General features: G+C 36.3%; 20 protein-coding genes. 13 read left to right on the forward strand and 7 right to left on the reverse strand.

The window, feature by feature from the left end; all coding sequences use genetic code 11:
* Positions 1 to 15 precede the first annotated feature (15 nt).
* Positions 16 to 2,796, reverse strand: a complete 2,781-nt coding sequence (locus EGI05_RS17445) for a bifunctional aconitate hydratase 2/2-methylisocitrate dehydratase (RefSeq protein WP_123264289.1) — start codon at positions 2,794 to 2,796, stop codon at positions 16 to 18.
* Between the two features lie 266 nt (positions 2,797 to 3,062).
* On the opposite strand from EGI05_RS17445, the gene EGI05_RS17450 reads away from it, so the two are divergent.
* The 8 genes from EGI05_RS17450 (at position 3,063) to EGI05_RS17485 (ending at position 12,357) form a co-directional block, all read left to right on the forward strand.
* A complete protein-coding gene (locus EGI05_RS17450; RefSeq protein WP_228428636.1) occupies positions 3,063 to 3,827 on the forward strand; it encodes a WG repeat-containing protein in 765 nt (254 codons plus the stop codon).
* Positions 3,828 to 4,060: 233 nt separating this feature from the next.
* Positions 4,061 to 6,172, forward strand: a complete 2,112-nt coding sequence (locus EGI05_RS17455; protein WP_123264291.1) for a TonB-dependent receptor — start codon at positions 4,061 to 4,063, stop codon at positions 6,170 to 6,172.
* 137 nt (positions 6,173 to 6,309) lie between these two features.
* Complete coding sequence (locus tag EGI05_RS17460; protein WP_123264292.1) at positions 6,310 to 7,062, forward strand: HU domain-containing protein; 753 nt, start codon at positions 6,310 to 6,312, stop codon at positions 7,060 to 7,062.
* A complete protein-coding gene (locus EGI05_RS17465; protein ID WP_123264293.1) occupies positions 7,050 to 7,571 on the forward strand; it encodes an acyl-CoA thioesterase in 522 nt (173 codons plus the stop codon). The genes EGI05_RS17460 and EGI05_RS17465 overlap by 13 nt, the downstream gene beginning before the upstream one ends.
* Before the next feature lie 118 nt (positions 7,572 to 7,689).
* Complete coding sequence (locus EGI05_RS17470; protein WP_123264294.1) at positions 7,690 to 8,619, forward strand: 2-hydroxyacid dehydrogenase; 930 nt, start codon at positions 7,690 to 7,692, stop codon at positions 8,617 to 8,619.
* 232 nt (positions 8,620 to 8,851) lie between these two features.
* Positions 8,852 to 10,111, forward strand: a complete 1,260-nt coding sequence (locus EGI05_RS17475; protein ID WP_123264295.1) for a serine hydrolase domain-containing protein — start codon at positions 8,852 to 8,854, stop codon at positions 10,109 to 10,111.
* A 25-nt stretch (positions 10,112 to 10,136) separates the two neighbouring features.
* A complete protein-coding gene (locus tag EGI05_RS17480) occupies positions 10,137 to 11,894 on the forward strand; it encodes an Ig-like domain-containing protein (protein ID WP_123264296.1) in 1,758 nt (585 codons plus the stop codon).
* A 4-nt stretch (positions 11,895 to 11,898) separates the two neighbouring features.
* Positions 11,899 to 12,357 carry a heme-binding domain-containing protein gene (locus EGI05_RS17485; RefSeq protein ID WP_123264297.1) on the forward strand — a complete coding sequence of 153 codons (459 nt, stop codon included), beginning with the start codon at positions 11,899 to 11,901 and terminating at the stop codon, positions 12,355 to 12,357.
* A gap of 88 nt (positions 12,358 to 12,445) precedes the next feature.
* Here EGI05_RS17485 and EGI05_RS17490 read toward each other — a convergent pair whose 3' ends face one another.
* From EGI05_RS17490 to EGI05_RS17510, 5 genes are all read right to left on the reverse strand, one after another.
* Positions 12,446 to 12,961: an NUDIX hydrolase gene (locus EGI05_RS17490; protein ID WP_123264298.1), complete on the reverse strand. Its 516-nt coding sequence runs from the start codon at positions 12,959 to 12,961 to the stop codon at positions 12,446 to 12,448.
* The gene (gene xerD / locus EGI05_RS17495) at positions 12,958 to 13,872 is read right to left on the reverse strand and encodes a site-specific tyrosine recombinase XerD (RefSeq protein ID WP_123264299.1); all 915 of its coding nucleotides are present in this window, start codon (positions 13,870 to 13,872) and stop codon (positions 12,958 to 12,960) included. The genes EGI05_RS17490 and xerD overlap by 4 nt, the downstream gene beginning before the upstream one ends.
* 7 nt (positions 13,873 to 13,879) lie before the next feature.
* The gene (locus EGI05_RS17500) at positions 13,880 to 14,302 is read right to left on the reverse strand and encodes a deoxycytidylate deaminase (RefSeq protein ID WP_123264300.1); all 423 of its coding nucleotides are present in this window, start codon (positions 14,300 to 14,302) and stop codon (positions 13,880 to 13,882) included.
* A gap of 42 nt (positions 14,303 to 14,344) precedes the next feature.
* Positions 14,345 to 15,112 carry an enoyl-CoA hydratase/isomerase family protein gene (locus EGI05_RS17505; protein ID WP_123264301.1) on the reverse strand — a complete coding sequence of 256 codons (768 nt, stop codon included), beginning with the start codon at positions 15,110 to 15,112 and terminating at the stop codon, positions 14,345 to 14,347.
* 105 nt (positions 15,113 to 15,217) lie between these two features.
* Positions 15,218 to 16,705, reverse strand: a complete 1,488-nt coding sequence (locus EGI05_RS17510) for a catalase (RefSeq protein ID WP_123264302.1) — start codon at positions 16,703 to 16,705, stop codon at positions 15,218 to 15,220.
* A 132-nt stretch (positions 16,706 to 16,837) separates the two neighbouring features.
* Between EGI05_RS17510 and EGI05_RS17515 the strand changes: the two genes are divergently transcribed.
* The 5 genes from EGI05_RS17515 to EGI05_RS17535 all read left to right on the forward strand — a co-directional run bounded on the left by EGI05_RS17515 (position 16,838) and on the right by EGI05_RS17535 (position 21,569).
* Positions 16,838 to 17,788, forward strand: coding sequence for a LysR substrate-binding domain-containing protein (locus EGI05_RS17515; RefSeq protein WP_123264303.1), 951 nt, complete (start codon positions 16,838 to 16,840; stop codon positions 17,786 to 17,788).
* 240 nt (positions 17,789 to 18,028) lie between these two features.
* Positions 18,029 to 19,309 (forward strand): methionine adenosyltransferase, encoded by a 1,281-nt coding sequence (metK, locus tag EGI05_RS17520; protein WP_123264304.1) that lies wholly within the window; start codon positions 18,029 to 18,031, stop codon positions 19,307 to 19,309.
* A gap of 84 nt (positions 19,310 to 19,393) precedes the next feature.
* Complete coding sequence (locus EGI05_RS17525) at positions 19,394 to 19,885, forward strand: hypothetical protein (RefSeq protein ID WP_185144985.1); 492 nt, start codon at positions 19,394 to 19,396, stop codon at positions 19,883 to 19,885.
* A 197-nt stretch (positions 19,886 to 20,082) separates the two neighbouring features.
* Complete coding sequence (locus tag EGI05_RS17530) at positions 20,083 to 20,673, forward strand: RNA polymerase sigma factor (RefSeq protein ID WP_121462821.1); 591 nt, start codon at positions 20,083 to 20,085, stop codon at positions 20,671 to 20,673.
* A gap of 200 nt (positions 20,674 to 20,873) precedes the next feature.
* Positions 20,874 to 21,569, forward strand: coding sequence for a YjjG family noncanonical pyrimidine nucleotidase (locus tag EGI05_RS17535; RefSeq protein WP_123264306.1), 696 nt, complete (start codon positions 20,874 to 20,876; stop codon positions 21,567 to 21,569).
* 58 nt (positions 21,570 to 21,627) lie between these two features.
* Here EGI05_RS17535 and trpS read toward each other — a convergent pair whose 3' ends face one another.
* The gene (gene trpS / locus EGI05_RS17540; protein ID WP_123264307.1) at positions 21,628 to 22,596 is read right to left on the reverse strand and encodes a tryptophan--tRNA ligase; all 969 of its coding nucleotides are present in this window, start codon (positions 22,594 to 22,596) and stop codon (positions 21,628 to 21,630) included.
* Positions 22,597 to 22,607: the final 11 nt, after the last annotated feature.

The raw sequence follows: 22,607 nt of genomic DNA on the forward strand, positions 1-22,607 counted from the left end.
GCTGAGGTATTTTTATTAGTGACCCACCTGAACCAGCTCCTTAATTGGGGGAGCAAATTTAGTAAGGTCAATACCTTCAACTGCTGCTTTATATTCATCAATATTAGGAATTCTTCCAATAATAGCAGATAGTACAACAACCGGAGTTGAAGCCAATAAAGATTCTCCTTTTTTACGTTCGGAATCTTCAACCACTCTTCCCTGGAAAAGACGGGTTGAAGTTGCTAATACCGTATCTCCTTTAGCTGCTTTTTCCTGGTTACCCATACAAAGGTTACATCCAGGACGTTCAAGATACATTACATTTTTGTATTCAACACGAGCTTCGCCTTTAGGAGCATTATCATCAAATTCAAAGCCAGAATATTTTTCCAGCAATTCCCAATCTCCTTCCGCTTTTAATTCATCGATGATATTATAGGTTGGTGCAGCTACTACAAGTGGAGCATTGAATTCTACCTTACCTTGTTGTTTTTCAAGGTTTCTTAGCATTTGAGAAACGATCTTTAAATCTCCTTTGTGAACCATACATGATCCTACAAAACCAAGATCTACTTTTTTCTCACCTTTATAATAAGAAAGATCTCTGATGGTATCGTGAGTGTATCTCTTAGAAACATCTTCGTTATTTACATCTGGGTCAGCGATCATTGGTTCAACAATCACATCAAGGTCAACCACTACTTCAGCATAATATTTAGCGTTCGCATCCGGAGTTAAAGCTGGTTTTTCACCAGATCTGATTTCCGCGATCCTCTTATTTGCTTTATCGATGAGCCCTTGAAGAACCTGGTTTTTGTTATCCATACCTTTGTCGATCATGATCTGGATTCTGCCTTTCGCAATTTCCAATGATTCAATCAAAGTGTCATCCTGGGAAATACAGATAGAAGCTTTAGCTTTCATTTCTGCGGTCCAGTCTGTAAACGTAAATGCCTGGTCAGCAGGAAGTGTTCCGATGTGAACCTCTATAATTCTACCCTGGAATACATTTTCTCCCCCAAATTGCTTCAGCATCTGCGCCTGAGTTGCATGAACAACATCACGGAAGTCCATGTGCTCTTTCATATCTCCTTTAAATGTTACTTTTACAGATTCAGGGATTGGCATAGAAGCTTCTCCTGTAGCTAAAGCAAGGGCTACAGTTCCGGAGTCAGCTCCGAAAGCCACTCCCTTAGACATTCTTGTATGAGAATCACCACCAATGATGATCGCCCATTCGTCTACAGTAATATCGTTAAGAACTTTGTGGATTACGTCTGTCATAGAGTGGTATTCACCTTTTGGGTCACGAGCTGTGATCAGACCGAAATCGTTCATGAATTTCATCAATTTCGGAATATTTGCCTGGGCTTTTTTATCCCATACTGATGCAGTATGACAACCTGATTGGTAAGCACCGTCTACAATTGGAGAAATTACTGTTGCCGCCATTGATTCCAATTCCTGAGCCGTCATTAGACCTGTGGTGTCCTGAGAACCAACGATGTTCACCTGTACACGAACATCAGAACCGGCATGTAATACTTTTCCCGGAGTTGTTCCAACTGCATTTCTGTTGAAGATTTTTTCAACGGCAGTCAGACCTTGCCCTTCATGAGAAATTTCTTTTGACGGAGCAAAAACAGCTGGAGCTTCAATGCCTAAAACTTGGGCCGCGAATGTTTGTAATTTTTTACCAAAGACGATGGCATAAGAGCCACCTGCTTTGATGAATTCCATCTTTTGTGGAGTAAAGGATTTCGTAAGGTCGATCAATTCTTTATCTCCGTTATATAATTTTTTCTTTTTTGTATTAATGGTAAGAACAGTTCCTGTAGCTACTGAATAAGCTTCTTCAAGAACGGGTTCTCCGTTTTCGTTAAGAACAGCGTTTCCATTTTCGTCCACTTTCTTTACCCAGTTTTTAAGATCGATACCGATACCTCCGGTAACGTCAACTGTAGTAAGAAAAATTGGAGAAATACCGTTCGTTCCTCCAACAATCGGAGCAATATTTACGAATGGCACATAAGGGCTTGCTTGTTTCCCCGTCCAAAGTGCAACGTTGTTTACTCCTGACATACGAGAGGAACCAACACCCATTGTTCCTTTTTCGGCAATAAGCATTACGCTTGTATCAGGATGTTTTGCCTGTAAAGCTTTAATTTCTTCCTGAGCCTGAGGTGTGATCATACATTTACCATGCAATTCCCGATCCGATCTAGAGTGGGCCTGATTTCCGGGAGAAAGTAAATCAGTTGAAATATCCCCTTCCCCTGCGATGAATGTAACCACTTTGATTTCTTCGGCAACTTCAGGAAGTTTTGTGAAGAATTCAGCTTTTGCATAGCTTTCAAGAATTTCTTTTGCGATTTCGTTTCCGCTATGGAATGCTTCCTTCAGACGGTTGGTATCTGCATCATAAAGGAAAACCTGTGTTTTAAGAACTTCGGCAGCCTGTTTAGCAATGGCTGCATCATCACCTAAAGCCAAATCCAATAATACTTCGATGGATTTACCTCCTTTCATGTGAGATAATAATTCAAAAGCAAAAACAGGCGATATTTCTTCTACTATGGATTCACCAAGAATAATTTCTTTTAAAAACTGAGCTTTCACACCGGCAGCACTTGTGGTACCAGGTAAAGTGTTATAGATAAAAAATTTAAGAGAATCAGCTCTGTGCTCATTACCTGAATCTTTAATTTGCGCAATAATTTCGCTTAATAATTCAGCACCATCAATCGGCTTTGGATGAAGCCCCTGGTTTTTTCTTTCTTCAATCTCTTTGATGTAATCCTTATAAATGTTCATAATAATAGAAATCTTTTCAATTTTAAGTAGAGTATAAGACTGTTGTTAGTAGTATTAAAGTCAGTATATCCTACACTTTTTTAATGCGAGATAATATTCTGTTCCAAGTGATTATAAATGGGCTTTTCGAAATTATCAACCAATCAAAAATGATCCCAAAATTACGAAATTTTACTATTTTATAAAGATGAAATTATTTAGATTCTTTATAAATATGATTTTTATATTTTCTATTTTGGTCGTATTTTTGTAACCAAATGATGAATATGAAAAAGACGTTTGGTTTTTTATTGACTTTACTATCAATTTTAATTTTTTCACAGGCAAAATCTGTGAAGAAATTACCTGTAAAAACTACTCCTAAAACTGCTGTTAAGAAAGCTTCAGCACCTAAGCCAAATCCGGATCTGGTACGCATCAATGAAGAGGTTCCCGTTTTAATTCCACAAAAGAAAGACGATCAGTTCGGATACATCAATCAGAAAGGAAAATTCATTATTCAACCCCAATATCATATTGCTGTTTTTTTTGCAGAAGATTGTAATCTTTTAAACTCTCCCAATGAAAAAATAAGAAAGTTTGGAACCAAAGAATATGCAACTGTAGAAAAAGATATGATCTCTTACAGGATCAATCAGGCAGGAAAAAGAGTTTATCAGTATAAAAATTCCGATCTGGGAAAATGTAAAAGCGAATATAAACAACAACAATATCAGGCTTATATTTTAAACGGATTTTATGGGATCATTGAGCCTGCAAAATTTGTTAATGCTGCTGATTACAGAGACTATCAGATCTATCCTCAATATCAATATTTACACATTATGGAAGGTGATGATGTTTCTAATCCGATGATTGTAGCTTCTCATAATGACAAGTTTGGAGTCATTGATGTCAATAATAAAGTGATTATTCCTTTTGAGTATTCCAATATTAAGAGAAACTTCAGCTGGAAACTGGGTAAAATGTTTGAAGTAACAAAAGACGGTAAGAATTATTATTACATTGATTCTAAGAATAAGGCATATTAAAAATGCATGTTTCTCGAGACTCAATTTTTTTTTCGTAATTTTGCGGCTGAAATAAAGGGGTGCTGTAACAGGCTGAGATGATACCCAATGAACCTGAACGGGTAATGCTGTTTAGGGAAATTAAAGTAAGTAATAGGTAATGAGCAATGAGTAATCAAAATATTACTTATTACCAATCACTAATTACTCATCATAATCACCCCTTTTATTCATTAAATTTTAAAATTTATAGAATGAAAGGATTATTTTTTTTAGGGCTTACCGCAAGCTCTTTGGCTTTTGCCCAAAATACAGATTCCTTGAAGGTTAAGGAAATAGAAGCCATTAATTTTACCAAAAGACTTCCTGTAGCTAAAGAGATCATCAATGTTCAAAGAGATGTAGACCGCAGAAATCTTGGCCAGGACTTACCCATACTTCTGAAAAACCAAACTTCCATTATTTCCACATCCGATGCGGGAAACGGAATTGGATATACAGGTTTTAGAATCCGTGGTGTAGGTGGAAGCGGAATCAATGTCATGATGAACGGTGTTCCATACAACGATTCTGAAAGTCAGGGGACCTTTTTTGTGAATGTGCCGGATTTAACGAGCTCTGCTTCTCAAATTCTTATTCAAAGAGGGGTAGGAACTTCTAACAACGGGGTATCAGCATTCGGAGCAAGTATCAATGTAATTTCTAAGGAGCCGGAAGAAAAGTTTTATTTTAAAACTGACGACAGTTACGGATCATTCAATACCTATAAATATTCTGCTGAGGTAGGCTCAGGAAAATTCTGGAAAAACCGTCTTTCTGTGATGGGAAGATACACGCATATTCATTCTGACGGATATATAGACAGGGCTTCTTCTGATCTTCATTCTTATAATTTCACGGCATTGTTCGAAGAAGGAAAAACAAAACTTCGTTTGATGGCCTTTGGAGGAAAAGAAAAAACGTATCAGGCTTGGAATGGGATTGACAGAGAAAGATGGGAAACAGACCCGAAGTTCAATATTTCCGGGGCTATTTATGATGCCAATTGGGAAAATATCGTTGGGTTTTATGATAATGAAACGGATAATTATAGACAAAATCATTATCAGCTATTTTGGGAGCAGGGGATCAGTGAAAAATGGAATTTAGAAACTACTTTACATTATACCAAAGGAAAAGGATATTATGAAAACTATAAACAGGGAGATCCTTTTTCAAGATATAATTTACCTAATGTAATTGAGGGCGGACAAACAATAGAATATTCAGATTTCATCAGAAAAAAATGGCTGAATAATGATTTCTACGGATTGGTTTCCACGCTTTACGGAAAGTTTGATAATCTGGATCTTAATTTCGGAGTCGTTGCCAATCAATATTACGGAAGGCATTTCGGAAATGTAACGGGCGTTTTTTATCCGCAGATAGATGAGCATGAATATTACAGAAACCGTTCTGTGAAAAATGAAGCAGCCGGATTTGCAAAGGCTTTGATCCGGGTGAATAAATTTGAATTCTTCGGAGATTTACAGCTTAGGCATATCGATTATGATACGAAGATTATTACTCAGGGTGATTATGAAGGAGCTGATTTAGATAAAAATTGGCTGTTCTTCAATCCAAAAGCGGGAATTAATTATAATATAGGAAAAGGAAAGGTGTTTCTTTCTTATGCCCATGCTCATCGTGAACCGAACAGAGACGATTTGTTTGCCAATAATGACACTGAAGCGGAAAAACTTCACGACTTTGAAGCAGGCGTTGAAAAACAGTTCGGAATTTTCTCTTTAACCGCCAATTTGTATTATATGTATTATGTGAATCAGTTGGTTTTAACGGGGGAACTTAATAATGTAGGAGCATTTATCAGAGCCAATTCAGGGAAAAGCTATAGGAGAGGTATTGAAATTGGTACAATGGCTAAACTTTCAAAACAGTGGGAGGTTTCAGGTAATGTAACGGTAAGCCAAAACAGAAACCTGGATTTTAAAATCGAAGATGAAACGGGCGTGAAAGATCTGGGAAATACACAAACTTCTTTCTCACCGGATGTGATAGCGAATCTGGGGTTGAAGTTTAATCCTAATAAAAACTTCCAGTTTGCATTGATGAATCAGTATGTAGGGAAACAATATTTGGATAATACGGAGAATAAGGATCTTCAATTGAAAGATTATTTCCTTACGGATTTTAATGCACAATATCAATTCAAAATTGCGAATAATGATATCGCTTTAAAATTATTGGTCAATAACCTGTTCAATAAGAAGTACGTGAATAATGGAGCAGTTTGGGATGGTTCTCCTTATTATTTTTCACAGGCAGGAACCAATTTTATGTTTGGGATCAGCTGGAAAATCCAATAACCATATAACAGATATTTTATATTTCAAATAGTAAAATAGAAGTTAGATTAAATTTTTATCAAAGACTGTTTCGGCAGTCTTTTTTCATGTCAATAATCTCCTGAAAAGTCATGAAAAAGTTATAAATTTGCTGCCAAATGAATATTTCGGCTTACATTCTTGAATATCTGAAACAATTTGGTACTGTTACAGTTCCGGGTTTTGGTGTATTTCATCTGGAAAATTCCAAAGCAATCATCAATGCTGAGAACGGAAGTATACTTCCACCATCCAGTCAAATTGCATTTATCTCCGATTATGAAGTACAATCTGATGAGCTGGCCTCATTTGTAAGTGCTCAGAAACAGACATCCATGGAGTCTGTGAAAAATGAATTATTGATTCAAACCGATTTCTGGAAAAAAAGACTTCAGGCGGATCAGCTTTTGGAAATTCAGAATCTGGGGACCATTTACATAGAAGACGGGGACACCCACTTCAAAGGAAACAGATTGCAGACTGATCATCCGGATTATTACGGATTGGAAGAAATCAGGATTTCGGACATCAATACTACCGGAACTGCCGGTAAACAGAAGAATACTGAAGGAGATTATACATTTAATAAATCTATTCTGTGGACTTTTCTTTTCATTATTCCTGCTTTGGGACTTGGTTATCTGGCCTACACACAACAGGAACTTCTTTTCGGAAAAAAATCTTTTGATTCTATTTCCGTACAGACCAAAACACACAGAATCGTAAAAGATACAGTAAAAATTAAAAAAGATTCTGCACAGATGAAAATGCTTGACTCTTTGAAAAAAGATTCAGCAATGGTATCTGTCGCAAAAAAAGGTGTCGGAAAACAGACGTCTAAAAACACTAAGATTAATAAATGGCAAAAGTAAAAACAGCGTCAGAATCTCTGACCATCATGACCAATATTGTACTTCCTAACGAAACGAACTCACTAAGAAACCTTTTCGGAGGTGAACTGTTAGCAAAAATGGACAGATGTGCTTCCATTTCTGCTGCAAGACACTGTGAAAGAAGAGTGGTAACAGCTTCTGTGAATCACGTTTCTTTTAACCACCCGATTCCTGAAGGCGGAGTTGTGGTTCTGGAATCAAAAGTGTCAAGAGCTTTTTCAACTTCTATGGAGGTTTATGTAGATGTTTGGTTGGATGACCCGATCAATCAGAAGAAAGTTCATACTAATGAGGGGATCTATACTTTTGTTGCAGTAGATGAATTCAACCGCCCTATTCCGATCCCGGAAATGGTCCCAGAAACGGATGAAGAAAAAGCCAGATTTGATGCTGCTTTCCGTAGAAAAGAGCTTTCATTGATTCTTTCCGGAAGAATGAAGCCTCTGGAATCTGTAGAGCTTAAAAAGCTTTTCCAGGAACCCAGCTAATCCAAATTACAAGTTTAGACAACTTGTGAATAGTCTTTGCTGAGTGTTAACGCCTTTACAAACTTAAAAACAACCAGTTTATCACGAATCTTTGCGGACTTTGCGTTTAAAGTAAAAAATGAAAATTCTTCTTTTAGATAAAAACCATCCTCTTATTACAGAACAGCTTTTAGCCAAAAACTTCGTTCTGGAAGAGGATTTTACTTCTTCCTATGATGAGGTTTGTCATATCATTGAAAATTATGACGGAATCATCATCAGAAGCCGTATTCCTTTGGATAGAAATTTCCTTGAAAAAGGCAAAAATTTGAAATTTATTGCCAGAGTGGGAGCTGGAATGGAGAATATTGATGTAGAAGCCGCTCAACAATTAGGTATTCAATTGATCAATTCGCCGGAGGGAAACAGGGATTCTGTAGCAGAGCATGTCGTAGGAATGCTGTTGATCCTTATGAATCGTCTTTTTATCGCCTCTCAGGAAGTGAAAAATGGAATCTGGAAGCGTGAAGAGAACAGAGGGGATGAATTACTAGGAAAAACAGTAGGGCTTATCGGATATGGAAATATGGGAAAAGCCACGGCAAAGAGGTTTTCCGGATTCGGTTGTAAGGTGATTTTTCATGATATACTACCCAATCTTTCTGATGAATTCGCAACCCAGGTGACTTTGGAAGAGTTAAAAGGCACAGCAGACATTATAAGTCTGCATATACCTCTTACAGCCGAAACTCACTACCTGATCGATGAAAAATTCATTTCTGAAATGAAAAATAACTTCTATTTCATCAATACGGCAAGAGGAAAGAATGTTGAAACTAAATATTTAGTTGAAGGGTTGAAGTCTGGCAAAGTAAAAGGAGCATGTCTTGATGTTTTAGAATATGAAAAATCTTCATTTGAACATTTGGAAACGGAAAATGATGATTTGAAATTCCTTTTAGAATCAGAAAAAGTAATTGTAACGCCTCATATTGCAGGATGGACACATCAAAGTAAAGAAAAACTGGCACAGGTGATTGTAGACAAAATTGTAGCGTCTTATTGCTAAGAAAAGTAAAATCGCAAAATCGCGAAAAAGCTTAATTACAAACACCGCAACTATACTTTATTATTGATTTTACTCTTTCACACTTTTACGATTTTGCAATTCAGCGATTTTGCCATGTAGCCTTTTCACGAATTTACCTTCCATCTTTTATGTTAAATAATTCATAATGTCATAGGAACTCTTTACTATTTATTTTGAGTTTTATTAAATTGCTGCTCATTTTTTTGAACTCATGAAGAAGCTTAATCTTGCACTGGTTATAACCGTAATTGTATTCCTTTTTTCCTGTAAAAATAAATCTGAATCTCATGAATCCGTAGCTGCAACTACTGAACTTCCTAATTTTGGAAATGTAGAACTGGATAAAGTATTTACAAAGGCAGATAACAATCTGTCCAATAAAGATTCTATTGTCCGTTTTATCGATAAATATTATAAAACCGTTTGGGAAGGAAGTGATCTGAGCGGTGGCATATTAGTGGCAAAAGGAGATGAAATTCTCTATGAAAATTACAGAGGCTTCGGTAGGGATGGAAACCAGATGCCGATTGGAAAGACCACACCATTACATGTAGCTTCAGTTTCCAAAACATTAACGGCAATGGCTATGATGAAATTGGTAGAAGCAGGGAAGATCAAATTATCGGATAACCTTTCAAAATATTTCCCGGGATTTCCTTATCCGAATGTTACTGTACAAACCTTGCTGGATCAAAGAAGCGGACTTCCAAAATATGAGTATTTTATTACCAAGATTCAACCAGCTCCGGCGGAACTTTCAAAACCGTATCTGACGAATCAGGATATTCTGAATATGATCATCCAATACAAGCCTGAATTAGCCAGAGATACGGATACCGGTTTTATGTACTGTAATACCAATTTTGCCTTGTTGGCTTTGTTGATAGAAAAAGTAACTCAAACACCTTTCCCTCAGGCAATGAAAGAAATGGTCTTTACGCCATTAAAAATGAATGATAGCTATATCTTCCAGGAAAAAGATATTCCTACAGCAGCACAATCTTTTTATTATGGTGGGAACAGATTGTATCCTTTAGACAGACTGGATCTTATTTATGGGGATAAAAATGTATATACAACTCCAAGAGATCTGTATAATTTTTCCAAAGCGATGTTTTCCAATAATTTCCTGAAGCCAGAACTTATGAAAATGGTTTTCACTCCTTACAGTAATGAAAAAGCCGGAATGAATAATTACGGATTAGGATTCAGAATGAAGATCTTTGATAACGGAGAGAAGCTTACCTATCATAATGGTTGGTGGCACGGAACCAATGCGGTTTTTGCCCATTTGCTGAAATCGAAAGTAACGATTGTTGCTATCGGGAATAAATACTCCAACAGAGTGTATACTGCACTTGCTCTATCCGGACTTTTTGAGGATTTTCCTGTACAGAAAGACAAGCTTCACAGCATCATGAATGATAATCAGGATTCTCTGAAAAGCGGACACGAAGTTTTTGGAGAATAATGTTTACTTTTGCTCAAACATCTTCATGAAAAAACTTTTTCTATTATTCATCATCGGTTTTCTTGTACAGTCGTGTGCAAGGGTAGGGTCGCCTGTAGGAGGTCCTAAAGATTCTTTGGCTCCTAAGTTTTTAAGCTCTAATATTGATACTACGAGAGTAAATGTCCCAAGAGACATCAAAGAACTGCGCCTTGACTTTGATGAATATATTACCTTGAAGGATATCAATAAAAATCTGAATATTTCTCCACCCATCAAGAAGATGAAGCGTATTCTCCCTTCCAATATTGCCAATAAATATATTCTGATCCAATGGGAAGATACTTTACAGGCCAATACTACGTATAACTTTAATTTTGGAAACGCGATTGCAGATAATAATGAAGCCAATATTCTGCGTTATTTCAACTTTGCTTTTTCAACGGGAGAAAAATTAGACGATCTATACATCAGCGGGGAAATCAAAGACGCACTTGCCATCAAAAAACAGACTACAAACACTGATAATAAACTTGTCGTAGGATTATATCAGGCTAAAGATACCATCAATTATAAAGAGAAACCTTACTATATTACAAAAGTTGACGACGACGGATATTATGAGCTTAATTATTTGTCAAAAGGCAGATATAAGATCTTGGCTTTTGAAGATGAAAACGGGAATTCTATGTATGATCCCGGAAAAGAGAAAATAGGTTTTCAGAAGGAGATCGTAGATTTGGAGAAATCTATTTCTGGATTGAATTTAAAGGTGTATCCGTCTAAGAAGCCCGTGAAATATTTGGAAATGAAAGAATCTCCGGGCGGAATTACGATGACTTTTGAAGGCAAGCCTGAAAACGTAAAAGTAGTCTCGCTGAATGATAAGCTTAAAGATATTAAAGTAACGCATCGTCCAAAATCGGATACTGTGAATATTTGGTTTGATGCGGTAAAAAGTGATGTGGGGCAAACCGCAACTGAGAATTTGAAATTTGGATACAATGCGGATCAAAAGAAAGATACTCTTTATAATGCATCTTTGTTTTATAAGTACAATGCAAAGAACGCAATGGATATCGTCAACAATGAAGTAGGCGCATTAGCTCCGAAATCTGATTTCAAGATTACCTCCACCTATATTATTGATAAAATAAATACAGAAAAATGGGTGCTTAAAAGTGATAGCTTAACTACTCAGCCATTTACAGCAAAAATCTCCGAAACCAATCCGTATCAGATTCTGGTACAGTCTGACTTTGTTTCAGGAAAGAAATACCAGCTCATCGTTCCTAAAGAGACCGTTTCTTCATTCTACGCTAAAAATTCCGTTTCAAAACGATTTGATTTTGAATTCGATAAAGTGGAGAATTATGGAAGCTTAGCTTTTAATTTCAAAAATCCACCTGCTACAAGTTATTGGATTCAATTATTGGATTCCTCAGAGAAAGTTCAGTATCAGAAATATATAAAAGGAGAGAGTGTTAAATTCAATATCATCAAGCCTGGAGAATATATCGTAAGAATCCTGGTAGATAATAATGATAACAAGTATTGGGATGAAGCTGATTTTGCCAATGAAACGTTTGCGGAAGATTCGTACGTGTTCTATAAAATAGCTATTGTAAGACCATTATGGGATTCCGTAGAGGATTGGGATCTAAAAGATACCAGAACTCTGGAAAGCCCTAAAAATACAGTCCCAAACAATAGCAATACTCAACCTGCTAGAACGCAGGATAGACAGGTTCCGGCTTTAAATAATGCCAATAAGAATGGAACTCTTTTAACACCGGTGAAATAACAGAATGAAAAAATTCAGGCAAATTGTATTTTGGTGTTTGGTAGGCTTTGCGATCATCCAGTTTATTCCTGTTGACAGGACAAATAAACCGGTAAATCATAAGATCAACTTTGTAGATTCCAAAAAAACACCGGAAAAGATTACACAATTGCTTAAAGGAGCATGCTACGATTGTCATTCGGATGAAACCATTTATCCGAAATATGCTTATATCGCCCCCGTTTCGTGGTCTGTGAAAAGCCATATCAATGAAGGTAGAGAGCATCTTAATTTCTCTGTCTGGGAAAGCTACAATAAGGATTTAAAAACGAATATGCTGACGAAATCCGTTCAGACCTTACGGAATAAAACAATGCCGATGCCGGGTTATATAGTGTATCATAAAGAAGCTAATCTATCCGAAGCAGAAAGAACATTGCTTATCAATTATTTCCAGGATATTCTGAAATCTAAAGATTATTAATCTTAAAATATAACCCACAGATTTCACAATTTACACAGTGTATGTTCATAAACATCTGTGCTCGTCTGTGAAATGTGTGGGAATATGATTATAAATCCTTCAAATACTGCTCAAAAAACTTCTTTTGGGAATCAAAGGCTATATCATCCAGATTTAACTCTTTTAAGGGAATCCAGACAGCCTGTGAGATCTCAGAAAGATCAATATTTACTTCAAACTTTTCCGCTACGTTATATTCATAAAAAAGGTCAATCGTATTATAATCGATCTCTTTATATTCATAAACGTTGGGTAAGCTTGTTAAGTATTTTAAATTTGAAATATCAATATCCAGCTGCAACTCTTCAAAAAGTTCCCTTTTACAGGTTTCCTCTGCACTTTCTTTCGGATCAACAAATCCTCCGGCTAGATCCAGTTTTCCTTTTTTAGGGTCTCTGTTTCTTCTTGTAAGGTATACTTCGTCACCACATCGTATGACAACAGCAACGGCACCAGCAACATTATTATAAAGGGTAAAATTACAATTGGGACAGCTCCATTTCTTTTCGCCGTCCCAATGTAAAGATTCTTTGCCGCAGCTAGGGCAATATTTCAATAATTTCATTGAGTAATATTAATATTTCTCGGATGATAACTCAAAATTACATCCCGAAGTTCTTCTGTCTTCAAATGAGTATAAATTTCTGTGGTTGTTATACTCGAATGTCCAAGCATTTCCTGGATATATCGAAGATCTGCTCCATTTTGCAACAAATGGGTAGCAAATGAATGTCTGAATGTATGGGGAGAGATTTTTTTACTAACACCAGCTTTATCTGTAAGTTCTTTGATGATAAGAAATACGATTACTCTGGACATGGAAGTCCCTCTGCTGTTCAGAAACAAAGTGTCTTCATATTTCTTGTTGATTTTATTCTTAGAACGTACATCGTCAATATAGCTTTTCAGGAGCTCAGCAGTATAGTCCGCCAGAGGAACAAAGCGGGTTTTATTCCCTTTTCCGTTCACCTTAATGTAATTTTCCTGAAAATTGATGTTTGAAATTTTTAGTTCAATAAGTTCCGAAACACGAAGCCCGCATCCGTATAAAACCTCAATAATGCATTGATTTCTTTTTCCCAGATCGGAATTTACCTCGATAGCACCGATAATTTTGTTGATATCGGGGAGGCTTAAAGTATCCGGAAGATATAATCCTAATTTAGGGCCTTCAAGCAATGCTGCCGGATTATCTTCACGGTATTCGTCTTCCAGTAAGAATTTGAAAAACGCTTTTATGGATGAAATCCATCTTGCTTGTGATCTTTCACTGAACTTTTGTTTGGAGAGATTGAAAATATACTCCTGTAAGTTCTCATACTCAATACTATCTGGACCGACATTTGCCAGATCTTCTTCTGCGTATTCTTTTAATTTTTTAATGTCTCGTACATACGCGTCGAGAGTGTTTTCTGAAAAATTTCTTTCAAATCGAAGAAAGATTTCAAAATCCTTAATTTTTTCATCCCAAGTCATTGTGTGCTTATTTTTTTAATTCATTGTCCGAAATTTGCTCTATTTCAATATGATGGTTCCTTAAAAATGATATCCCGTCATCGTCCGAATATTCATTAATGTACACTAGCCGGGTAATTCCCGCCTGTAAAATCAGTTTACTGCATTCCTTGCAGGGTGAAAGCGTTAAATATAACGTAGCTCCCTTTGCAGACTGGGTTGAAGCAGCCAGTTTTAATATGGCGTTAGCTTCAGCATGCAGTACATACCAGTGTGTTTTCCCCTCTTCATCCTCGCAGCAGTTTTCAAATCCTGAAGGAGTACCATTGTAACCATCTGAAATAATCATCCTATCTTTTACGATAAGAGCCCCTACCTGCTTTCGTTTACAGTAGGAGAGTTTTGCCCATTCCTGAGCCATTTTTAGATAAGCTTTATCAAACTTATTCATACCGCAGCATTGTTTTTTTTCGAAATAATTTTGTATTAAGGTTTAGAAGTTCGGCTTTCTTTTTTCCATAAAAGCGGTCACTCCTTCTTTTTTATCATCCAATTCAAAAAGCTCCCCGAAATACTGGATTTCTGTATCGAAGCCTTTATCAGTGTCTGATAAATTGACGGCATGTATTGCCTTGGATATTGCCATCGGTGAATTGTGGGCAATAATCTTTGCTAATTCTTTTGTTTGGATTAATAAATCTGTGATAGGATATACTTCATTCACCAATCCGATCTCTTTGGCTCTTTGAGCGGGGATCATTTTGGCTGAGAAGATCATTTCGTTGGCAAGACCCTTTCCGATAAGCTTTGGTAATCTTTGAGTTCCTCCATACCCGGGAATCAATCCTAAGGTAACTTCCGGAAGTCCTAATTTAGCATTTTCCGATGCGTATCTGATGTGGCATGCCATAGCAAGCTCCAGTCCTCCGCCTAATGCAAAACCGTTTACGGCTGCAATCACAGGCTTAGACATATTTTCAATTTTATTAAATAGTATATTTTGTCCGTTTCTGGCCAATTCTTCAGCTTTCTCCTGTCCAAAATCACTAAACTCTTTAATATCTGCTCCGGCAACAAATGACTTCTCACCGCTTCCTGTAATGATAATCACTCTACATCCTGTATCAGAGTTCAATTCATCCAGCGCCGAGCTTATTTCCTGAATGGTTTTTGCATTCAATGCGTTTAAACTTTCAGGTCTGTTTATGGTAATGATAGATATTTTATCTTCCTTTTCTAATAATATATTTTGGTAACCCATTTTCAACTTTAAAATACAATCGACCGCAAATTATAAATTTTTTGTAAAAAAAAGGAAAAAATATTGATTTTTTTTCCTTTTAGTGTGATTATTTATTTGATATGATTACTTAGAATGATTCATCATATTCGCATCAATATTGATATTTAGTTGCAAAGCTACTTTCATGCCAAGCTCAATATTGGCTCGGAAAAAATGGCATAATTGTCGGTTGATGATCTCATTTTTCTTTGGACCGTCTATTCCTTTCATACTTTCAACAATATTGTGAACAAGATGTTCCCTATCCTCAGCATTCATCGCTTTAGTATATAGTAAACCTGGCTGGGTGTAGTGGTCATCATCATTTTCGTTTCTGTTGTAATGAGCTACGTGATAGCTATCCAGCTCATATTCAAAATCTTTATAAGCAGAATCCGGTCTGATGTTGTCGAAACTATTCGGATAATAATTAGGCTGGTCACCATAATCTTTGGAATCTGCCATAAATCCGTCTCTTTGATAATTATTAACAGCAAAAGGACATCTGTTGACTTCCAGCTGATGAGCATTTACTCCCACTCTGTATCTGTGTGCATCCGGATAAGAGAATAACCTTCCCTGAAGCATTTTATCCGGGGAAAAACTTATACCATTGATTAAATTGCTTGGAGAGAAAGTAGATTGCTCTACGTGTGCAAAATAATTCACAGGAATTTCATTCAGTTCCATTTCACCAACTTCAATCAATGGGAAGTCGCTTTGGAACCATACCTTGGTAATATCAAAAGGATTCCATCTGAATTCTTTAGCCTGTTCTTCCGTCATCACCTGAATGTACATCGTCCATTTCGGGAAATCTCCATTCTCTATAGCATTGCAAAGATCTTCCTGGGCAAAATCGGGATTTTCCCCTGCCATTTTTATGGCTTCCTCGTTCGTGAAATTTTTGATACCCTGTTTGGTTTTCAGATGGAACTTTACCCACACTCTCTCATTATCAGCATTGATCATGGAAAAAGTATGAGATCCGAATCCGTGCATATGTCTGTATCCGTGAGGTGTTCCTCTGTCAGACATCAGAATTAAAACCTGGTGAAGAGATTCAGGATTCAAGCTCCAGAAATCCCACATCATGGTGGCACTTTTTAAGTTGGTTTTTGGTACTCTTTTCTGAGTATGAATAAAATCCGGGAATTTTTTAGCATCCTTAATAAAGAAAACCGGGGTATTGTTTCCTACCAGATCCCAATTTCCGTCTTCCGTATAGAATTTCAGAGCGAAACCTCTAGGGTCTCTTGCCGTATCTGCGCTTCCTTTTTCTCCACCTACCGTTGAAAAACGGGCAAACATTCTGCAAGAGTTCCCAATATTGGAAAACAATTTGGCTTTCGTATATTTTGTAATATCATGAGTTACGGTGAACTTACCATAAGCCCCGCTGCCTTTTGCATGTACAATTCTTTCCGGGATTCTCTCTCTTACAAAATGGGCCAGATTTTCCTGAAGGATAAAATCTTGTAAAAGCACTGGTCCTCTGGGTCCTACCGTCTGGGAATCCTGATGTTCATAATAAGGAGCTCCGTTGCTTGCTGTTAATTTTTTAGAATCCATATAGTTATGATTTGAATAATAATTCTGCCTTTTCAAAGGTAGTTCTTAAACGTAATAAATATCAAATTTACTTGAATTTTTAATTGCTAATAGCAAAAACGTTATATCTTTGTAATAGATAATATTAATCAGATGAACATTCAGCAATTGGAGTATCTTATCGCTGTCGATAAGTATAAACATTTTGGAAAAGCCGCGCAGGCGTGCTTTATTACTCAGCCTACTTTAAGTGCAATGATACAAAAATTTGAAGATGAACTGGATGTGAAGGTTTTCGACAGGACAACCCACCCTATCCGTACTACGGATGTGGGGTTACAGATCATTGATCAGGCGAAGGTAATTATAGAATCTGTCAATGAGCTGAAAAACAAAGCAAACCTTTTGAACAATATTCTGGGAGGCACTATTAATATAGGAATCATCCCTACAGTTTCATCTTTCATTTTACCTACTGAGATTTTTAAATTTTTGGAAGAAAATCCCAAAATTCAGATGAATGTGAAGGAGATGACAACTGATAATATCATCAAAGCTTTAAAAGCAGGCGAGCTGGATGCGGGAATCATTTCCACACCTTACGACAGTGCTGATGAATTTTATCAGGATTTCCTGTTCAATGAAGAGTTAATGATTTATAGTTCAGATACAGAAGCCAATAAAAAGAATTCATACATTATTCCAGAGGAGCTGAATGTGGAGAAAGTGTGGCTTCTTGAGGAAGGTAACTGCTTAAGGAATCAGTTTGAGAATATTTGTCATTTAAAAGAAAATACACTGAAACCAAAGAATTTGGATTTCCTTGCTTCCAACATCCAGACTTTAGTACATATGGTAGATAAAGTGGGCGGGATCAGTATTTTGCCTGAATTGGCACTAAGCCAGCTTTCTGAGGAGCAGAAGAACAACGTTTTCAGGTTTAAAAAGCCATTCCCTTACAGAGAAATCAGCATTATTTATTATAAACCTACTTTCAAGCAAAAGATTATTGATGAATTGGCGAATTCCATCAAGGCTTCTTTAAAAGAAAAGCTGAATTATAATCAAAGTCCGAAGGAATTTGTAAGCATAAAGCCACAATAGTTTATATCTCATAAAATGATATAAATCATTAATTTAAAGAAAATTATAAATAGCGGATAAAAATTTGAGTATTAAAAAAATAGTGCTTAAATTTGCCAACGTTTATTAAACGAGGAAAAATTTGACCTGATTGCAACCTCTATAAAAAAATGCTAAAACAGTATTCTTTTTTGAGCTTTCTAGGCAATTATTTCATATTTTTCTTCACTCAATTTTTAATTAAAAAAACAAAAGAATAATATGTCTTATTTATTTACATCTGAATCCGTTTCAGAAGGACATCCGGATAAAATTGCCGATCAGATCTCCGATGCATTAATCGATCACTTCTTAGCATACGATAAAAATTCAAAAGTAGCTTGTGAAACTCTTGTTACAACAGGACAGGTAGTTTTGGCAGGAGAAGTGAAATCTGATGCTTATCTAGATGTACAGACTATTGCCAGAGAAGTGATCAACGGAATCGGGTATACCAAAGGAGAATATATGTTCAATGGAGATTCTTGCGGAGTGATTTCTGCTATTCATGAACAGTCTCCGGATATCAACCAAGGTGTTGACAGAACTGTAGTGGATGAATCTTTTGAAAGCAAAGCCAATGCTCAGGGAGCGGGTGACCAGGGAATGATGTTCGGGTATGCAACTAATGAAACGGCGAACTATATGCCATTAGCTTTAGACTTGGCACATACTATTCTTAAAGAGCTTTCTGCGATCAGAAGAGAAAATAAAGAGATTACTTACCTTCGTCCGGATGCAAAAAGTCAGGTTACGATTGAGTATTCTGATGACCACAAACCCATTAGAATTGATTCTATCGTAGTTTCTACTCAACACGATGATTTTGGTACGGAAGAAGAGATGTTGAATAAAATCCGCGAAGACATTAAAAATATTTTGATTCCAAGAGTGGTTGCCCAGCAAACGGAGGAAATCAAAGCATTATTTAATGATCAGATCAAGTATCATATTAATCCTACAGGGAAATTCGTAATCGGAGGTCCTCACGGAGATACGGGTCTTACAGGAAGAAAGATCATTGTTGATACCTATGGTGGTAAAGGAGCTCACGGAGGTGGTGCGTTCTCAGGAAAAGATCCTTCCAAAGTAGACAGAAGTGCAGCGTATGCAACAAGACACATTGCTAAAAACTTAGTAGCAGCGGGAGTTGCTGATGAAGTTTTAGTACAGGTTTCTTACGCCATCGGTGTTGCTGAACCTTGTGGTTTATACATTAATACCTACGGAACATCAAAAGTAGATCTTCATGATGGAGAGATTGCTAAGAAGGTTTCAACTATTTTCGATTTGAGACCATATGCTATTGAGCAGAACCTTAAATTAAGAAATCCTATTTACCAAGAAACGGCTTCTTACGGACACATGGGTAAAGAGCATTATGTAGGTAATAAAACTTTCAATAAAGGTCAAAAGAATGAACTTACATTAGAAGGTCTTGAATTCTTTACTTGGGAAAAACTTGACAAAGTAGACGAAATTAAAGCCGCTTTCGGAATTTAATTTCCCGCTTTTGATAATATAATGACTGCTTTATCCAACAGATAAGGCAGTTTTTTTTATTTTTACACTTAAATAAATAATATGATGCTGAAATTTCGTTTGGCAATGGCCGCTTTGCTTGTATTTTTCTTAGGGAGTGTATCAAAAGCTCAGTATACAATGCATAAAATGATCAATGTAGGATATGTGTACCAAAACCAGAGTTTCGGTGAAGTAGGAGGTAAATTGCTTTTTTTGAAGGATGACGATGTAATTTACAGACTAGGAGGTTCTGCTTTAATGGGATCTGCTCACTCAAAGTTTGCCATTATGCCGAAATTGCAGGCGGATGTGCTTCTTAATTTTGAAAAAAATGTAGATTTTTACCATTCCTATTATTTTTTGGTTGGAGCGGAAGGAACCAATAAATACATCGCTCCTAAGGTCGGAGTTACACTTTTTGGGATCTTAGATCTTACAGGAGGGTATGCTTTTCCTATCGGAGATGCGGAATTAAATGGTAAACAATTGAAAGGATTAAATATTAATTTCACATTAAATATCCCTACTGTATTCATTCATGACATGTTTAAATGATTTCTTTTAATTATTTTTTGGAAAATATTAATAATAGGTTAACAGTTATTAAAATTTTATTATATTTACATCCATAAAAATTGTACCCGCCTATTGATTAGACTTTACTCTAAAGAATTATTTTGTATTTACAATAAGAGCCAGATAAAATATCTGGAAGATAAATTGTCTACAAATATTTTATTGAGAAGAAAGTTATGAAATCAAAATCGGATAGCCTACTAATTTCCCTTTACCAGAAAGGAGACGAAGAAGCATTATCAACGCTTATTCATCGTCATCAGAGAGAGCTGTTTACATTCATTTTTTACAAAATTAATGATGAAGACCTTGCTAATGATGTTTTTCAGGATACTTTTATGAAAATCATCATCATGCTGAAAGAAGGACGTTACAACGAAGAAGGAAAATTCATCCTTTGGGCCAAAAGAATCGCTCACAACCTCATTATCGATCATTTCAGATTAAAATCGAAAAACATTAAAGTTTCAGAGACTACCTTTGAAACGGATGAGTATTCTATTTTTGATTTGATCAGAGAGCCTTCTGAAAACATTGAAGACCAGCTGGTCACCAACCAGATTCAGGAAGACCTACTCAGAATGCTGCAATTTTTGCCGGAAAATCAACAGGAAGTGATTAAACTTAGATTTTTTGACGGCTTAAGCTTCAAAGAGATTGCGGATCATACCAATATGAGTATCAACACAACCTTGGGAAGAGTGCGATATGCACTCATTAACCTGAGAAAAATCATGGATGAGAATAATATTATACTAACAAGATAATAATTCTTAATATTTCTCGTTTTAAGGAAAAACATTCACTCGCCTATGAGAAAAAATGATTCCCTAAAAGAGAAAACTTTGAAACCAAAAAAACAAACAATTGATTTTTTGCTTAACTTTTCAAAGAACCTGGAAGTTGTTAAGTCCAAGAATAAGAATTATCCGATTTCCAAAAATTAAAATTATTAATTTTGTGCTGTATGAAAATTCAGCACATTTTTTTTGACCTGGACAATACGCTTTGGGATCATCGCAAGAACGCCTATCTTACTATCAAAGACCTTTTTGAGAAACAGGAAATCACCTTACAATATGCTATTGATTTTGAGGAGTTTCATGCTGTTTATCATGAGATTAATGAATCACTGTGGGAAAAGATCAGAGATGGAATTATTGGTAAGGAATATTTGAGAAAGCATCGTTTTTATGATACATTCAAACATTTTGGTGTTGATAATGAAGAGCTTTCTATGTATTTTGAAGAACATTTCCTGGATAAAATATTGAATCATAATCAATTGGTGGAGGGAGCAGAAGCTCTTCTAGAGTATCTGAAATCAAAAGGATATACTTTACATGTAATTTCAAACGGCTTCCAGGAAGTAACGGAAAGAAAGTGCCTTCTATCCGGAATTGCCAAGTATTTTAATACCATCACAAGTGCAGATTCCGTGGGTGTAAGAAAACCTAATTCTGCTATTTTTGAATATTCTTTGGGGCTTTCCCAAGCAAAAAAAGAAGAAAGTATTTTAATTGGGGATGACTGGATTGCAGATGTAGTAGGAGCGCAAAACTTTGGAATGGACGTTATTTTCTTTGATGCTTTGGATGAAAATAGGGAAGAAGATGGGTTGAAGACGGTCAAGCTACTATTACAAATAAAAGATTATTTATAATAGTTTCGGCGGCACCTTTGGTGCCGCCGAAACTTTATTTATACAAGAACATGATGAATTAAATTCCTAAACTTGTTCTTACTCTTTTAATGGTTTCCAAAGCAATTACTCTCGTTTTTTCTGCCCCTTCCTGAAGTTTAGCCTCCAATTCGTCAAGATTGTTCATATAGTAGGAGAACAATTCCCTTTCTTTGGCAAAACGGGTTAAGATCAGGTTTAAAAGTTCTGTTTTCGCATGACCGTAACCGAAGTTTCCTGCTAAATATTTCGCTCTTAATTCTTCTGTTTGTTCAGGAGTGGCAATCAATTGATAAATGGCAAATACTTTATCGGTTTCAGGATCTTTAGGCTCTTCAAGACTTTTAGAATCTGTTTCAATGCTCATTACCTGTTTTTTCAGTTCTTTTTCAGGCAAGAAAATATTAATGATGTTTCCCCTGGATTTAGACATTTTCTGTCCGTCAATTCCCGGAACATATTTCGTGTTTTCCTGGAGCTCAGATTGTGGAAGTACAAAAACTTCTCCCATCTGATTATTGAATCTTGAAGCTACATCACGGGCAATTTCCAAATGCTGGAGCTGATCTTTCCCTACAGGTACGATTTCTGCGTCATACAACAAAATATCGGCAGCCATCAAAATAGGATAGGTAAATAACCCTGCGTTCACATCCTGTAATCGGTCTGCTTTATCTTTGAAAGAATGAGCAAGCGTTAATCTTTGGTAAGGAAAAAAACATGATAAATGCCAAGATAGTTCACAGGTTTCAGGGATATCGCTTTGTCTGTAAAAATAGGTTTTTTCCGTATCCAGCCCACAAGCAAGCCAAGCCGCAGCGATCTCGTAGGTGTTTTGTTTTAGCTCTTCCGCATTTTTAATCTGTGTAAGCGAATGAAGGTTCGCAATAAATAAAAATGACTCATTTCCTTCCTGCTTCGATAGTTCGATGGCAGGAATAATAGCACCTAATAAATTCCCAAGGTGCGGTGTTCCGGTGGCTTGAATGCCGGTAAGAATTCTTGACATTTGTTTTTTAT

Source organism: Chryseobacterium daecheongense, assembly GCF_003729955.1.
Lineage (GTDB): Bacteria > Bacteroidota > Bacteroidia > Flavobacteriales > Weeksellaceae > Chryseobacterium > Chryseobacterium daecheongense.

What these genes read in the sequence shown, in the direction of transcription:
- EGI05_RS17515 (WP_123264303.1), top strand. Translation starts at nt 16,838, where the DNA reads ATGAACATTCAGCAATTGGAGTATCTTATCGCTGTCGATAAGTATAAA.
- EGI05_RS17465 (WP_123264293.1), top strand. Translation starts at nt 7,050, where the DNA reads ATGGCAAAAGTAAAAACAGCGTCAGAATCTCTGACCATCATGACCAAT.
- metK (WP_123264304.1), top strand. Translation starts at nt 18,029, where the DNA reads ATGTCTTATTTATTTACATCTGAATCCGTTTCAGAAGGACATCCGGAT.
- EGI05_RS17525 (WP_185144985.1), top strand. Translation starts at nt 19,394, where the DNA reads ATGCTGAAATTTCGTTTGGCAATGGCCGCTTTGCTTGTATTTTTCTTA.
- EGI05_RS17510 (WP_123264302.1), bottom strand. Translation starts at nt 16,705, where the DNA reads ATGGATTCTAAAAAATTAACAGCAAGCAACGGAGCTCCTTATTATGAA.
- trpS (WP_123264307.1), bottom strand. Translation starts at nt 22,596, where the DNA reads ATGTCAAGAATTCTTACCGGCATTCAAGCCACCGGAACACCGCACCTT.
- EGI05_RS17490 (WP_123264298.1), bottom strand. Translation starts at nt 12,961, where the DNA reads ATGAAATTATTGAAATATTGCCCTAGCTGCGGCAAAGAATCTTTACAT.
- EGI05_RS17450 (WP_228428636.1), top strand. Translation starts at nt 3,063, where the DNA reads ATGAAAAAGACGTTTGGTTTTTTATTGACTTTACTATCAATTTTAATT.
- xerD (WP_123264299.1), bottom strand. Translation starts at nt 13,872, where the DNA reads ATGACTTGGGATGAAAAAATTAAGGATTTTGAAATCTTTCTTCGATTT.
- EGI05_RS17480 (WP_123264296.1), top strand. Translation starts at nt 10,137, where the DNA reads ATGAAAAAACTTTTTCTATTATTCATCATCGGTTTTCTTGTACAGTCG.
- EGI05_RS17455 (WP_123264291.1), top strand. Translation starts at nt 4,061, where the DNA reads ATGAAAGGATTATTTTTTTTAGGGCTTACCGCAAGCTCTTTGGCTTTT.
- EGI05_RS17530 (WP_121462821.1), top strand. Translation starts at nt 20,083, where the DNA reads ATGAAATCAAAATCGGATAGCCTACTAATTTCCCTTTACCAGAAAGGA.
- EGI05_RS17535 (WP_123264306.1), top strand. Translation starts at nt 20,874, where the DNA reads ATGAAAATTCAGCACATTTTTTTTGACCTGGACAATACGCTTTGGGAT.
- EGI05_RS17470 (WP_123264294.1), top strand. Translation starts at nt 7,690, where the DNA reads ATGAAAATTCTTCTTTTAGATAAAAACCATCCTCTTATTACAGAACAG.
- EGI05_RS17485 (WP_123264297.1), top strand. Translation starts at nt 11,899, where the DNA reads ATGAAAAAATTCAGGCAAATTGTATTTTGGTGTTTGGTAGGCTTTGCG.
- EGI05_RS17505 (WP_123264301.1), bottom strand. Translation starts at nt 15,112, where the DNA reads ATGGGTTACCAAAATATATTATTAGAAAAGGAAGATAAAATATCTATC.
- EGI05_RS17445 (WP_123264289.1), bottom strand. Translation starts at nt 2,796, where the DNA reads ATGAACATTTATAAGGATTACATCAAAGAGATTGAAGAAAGAAAAAAC.
- EGI05_RS17460 (WP_123264292.1), top strand. Translation starts at nt 6,310, where the DNA reads ATGAATATTTCGGCTTACATTCTTGAATATCTGAAACAATTTGGTACT.
- EGI05_RS17500 (WP_123264300.1), bottom strand. Translation starts at nt 14,302, where the DNA reads ATGAATAAGTTTGATAAAGCTTATCTAAAAATGGCTCAGGAATGGGCA.
- EGI05_RS17475 (WP_123264295.1), top strand. Translation starts at nt 8,852, where the DNA reads ATGAAGAAGCTTAATCTTGCACTGGTTATAACCGTAATTGTATTCCTT.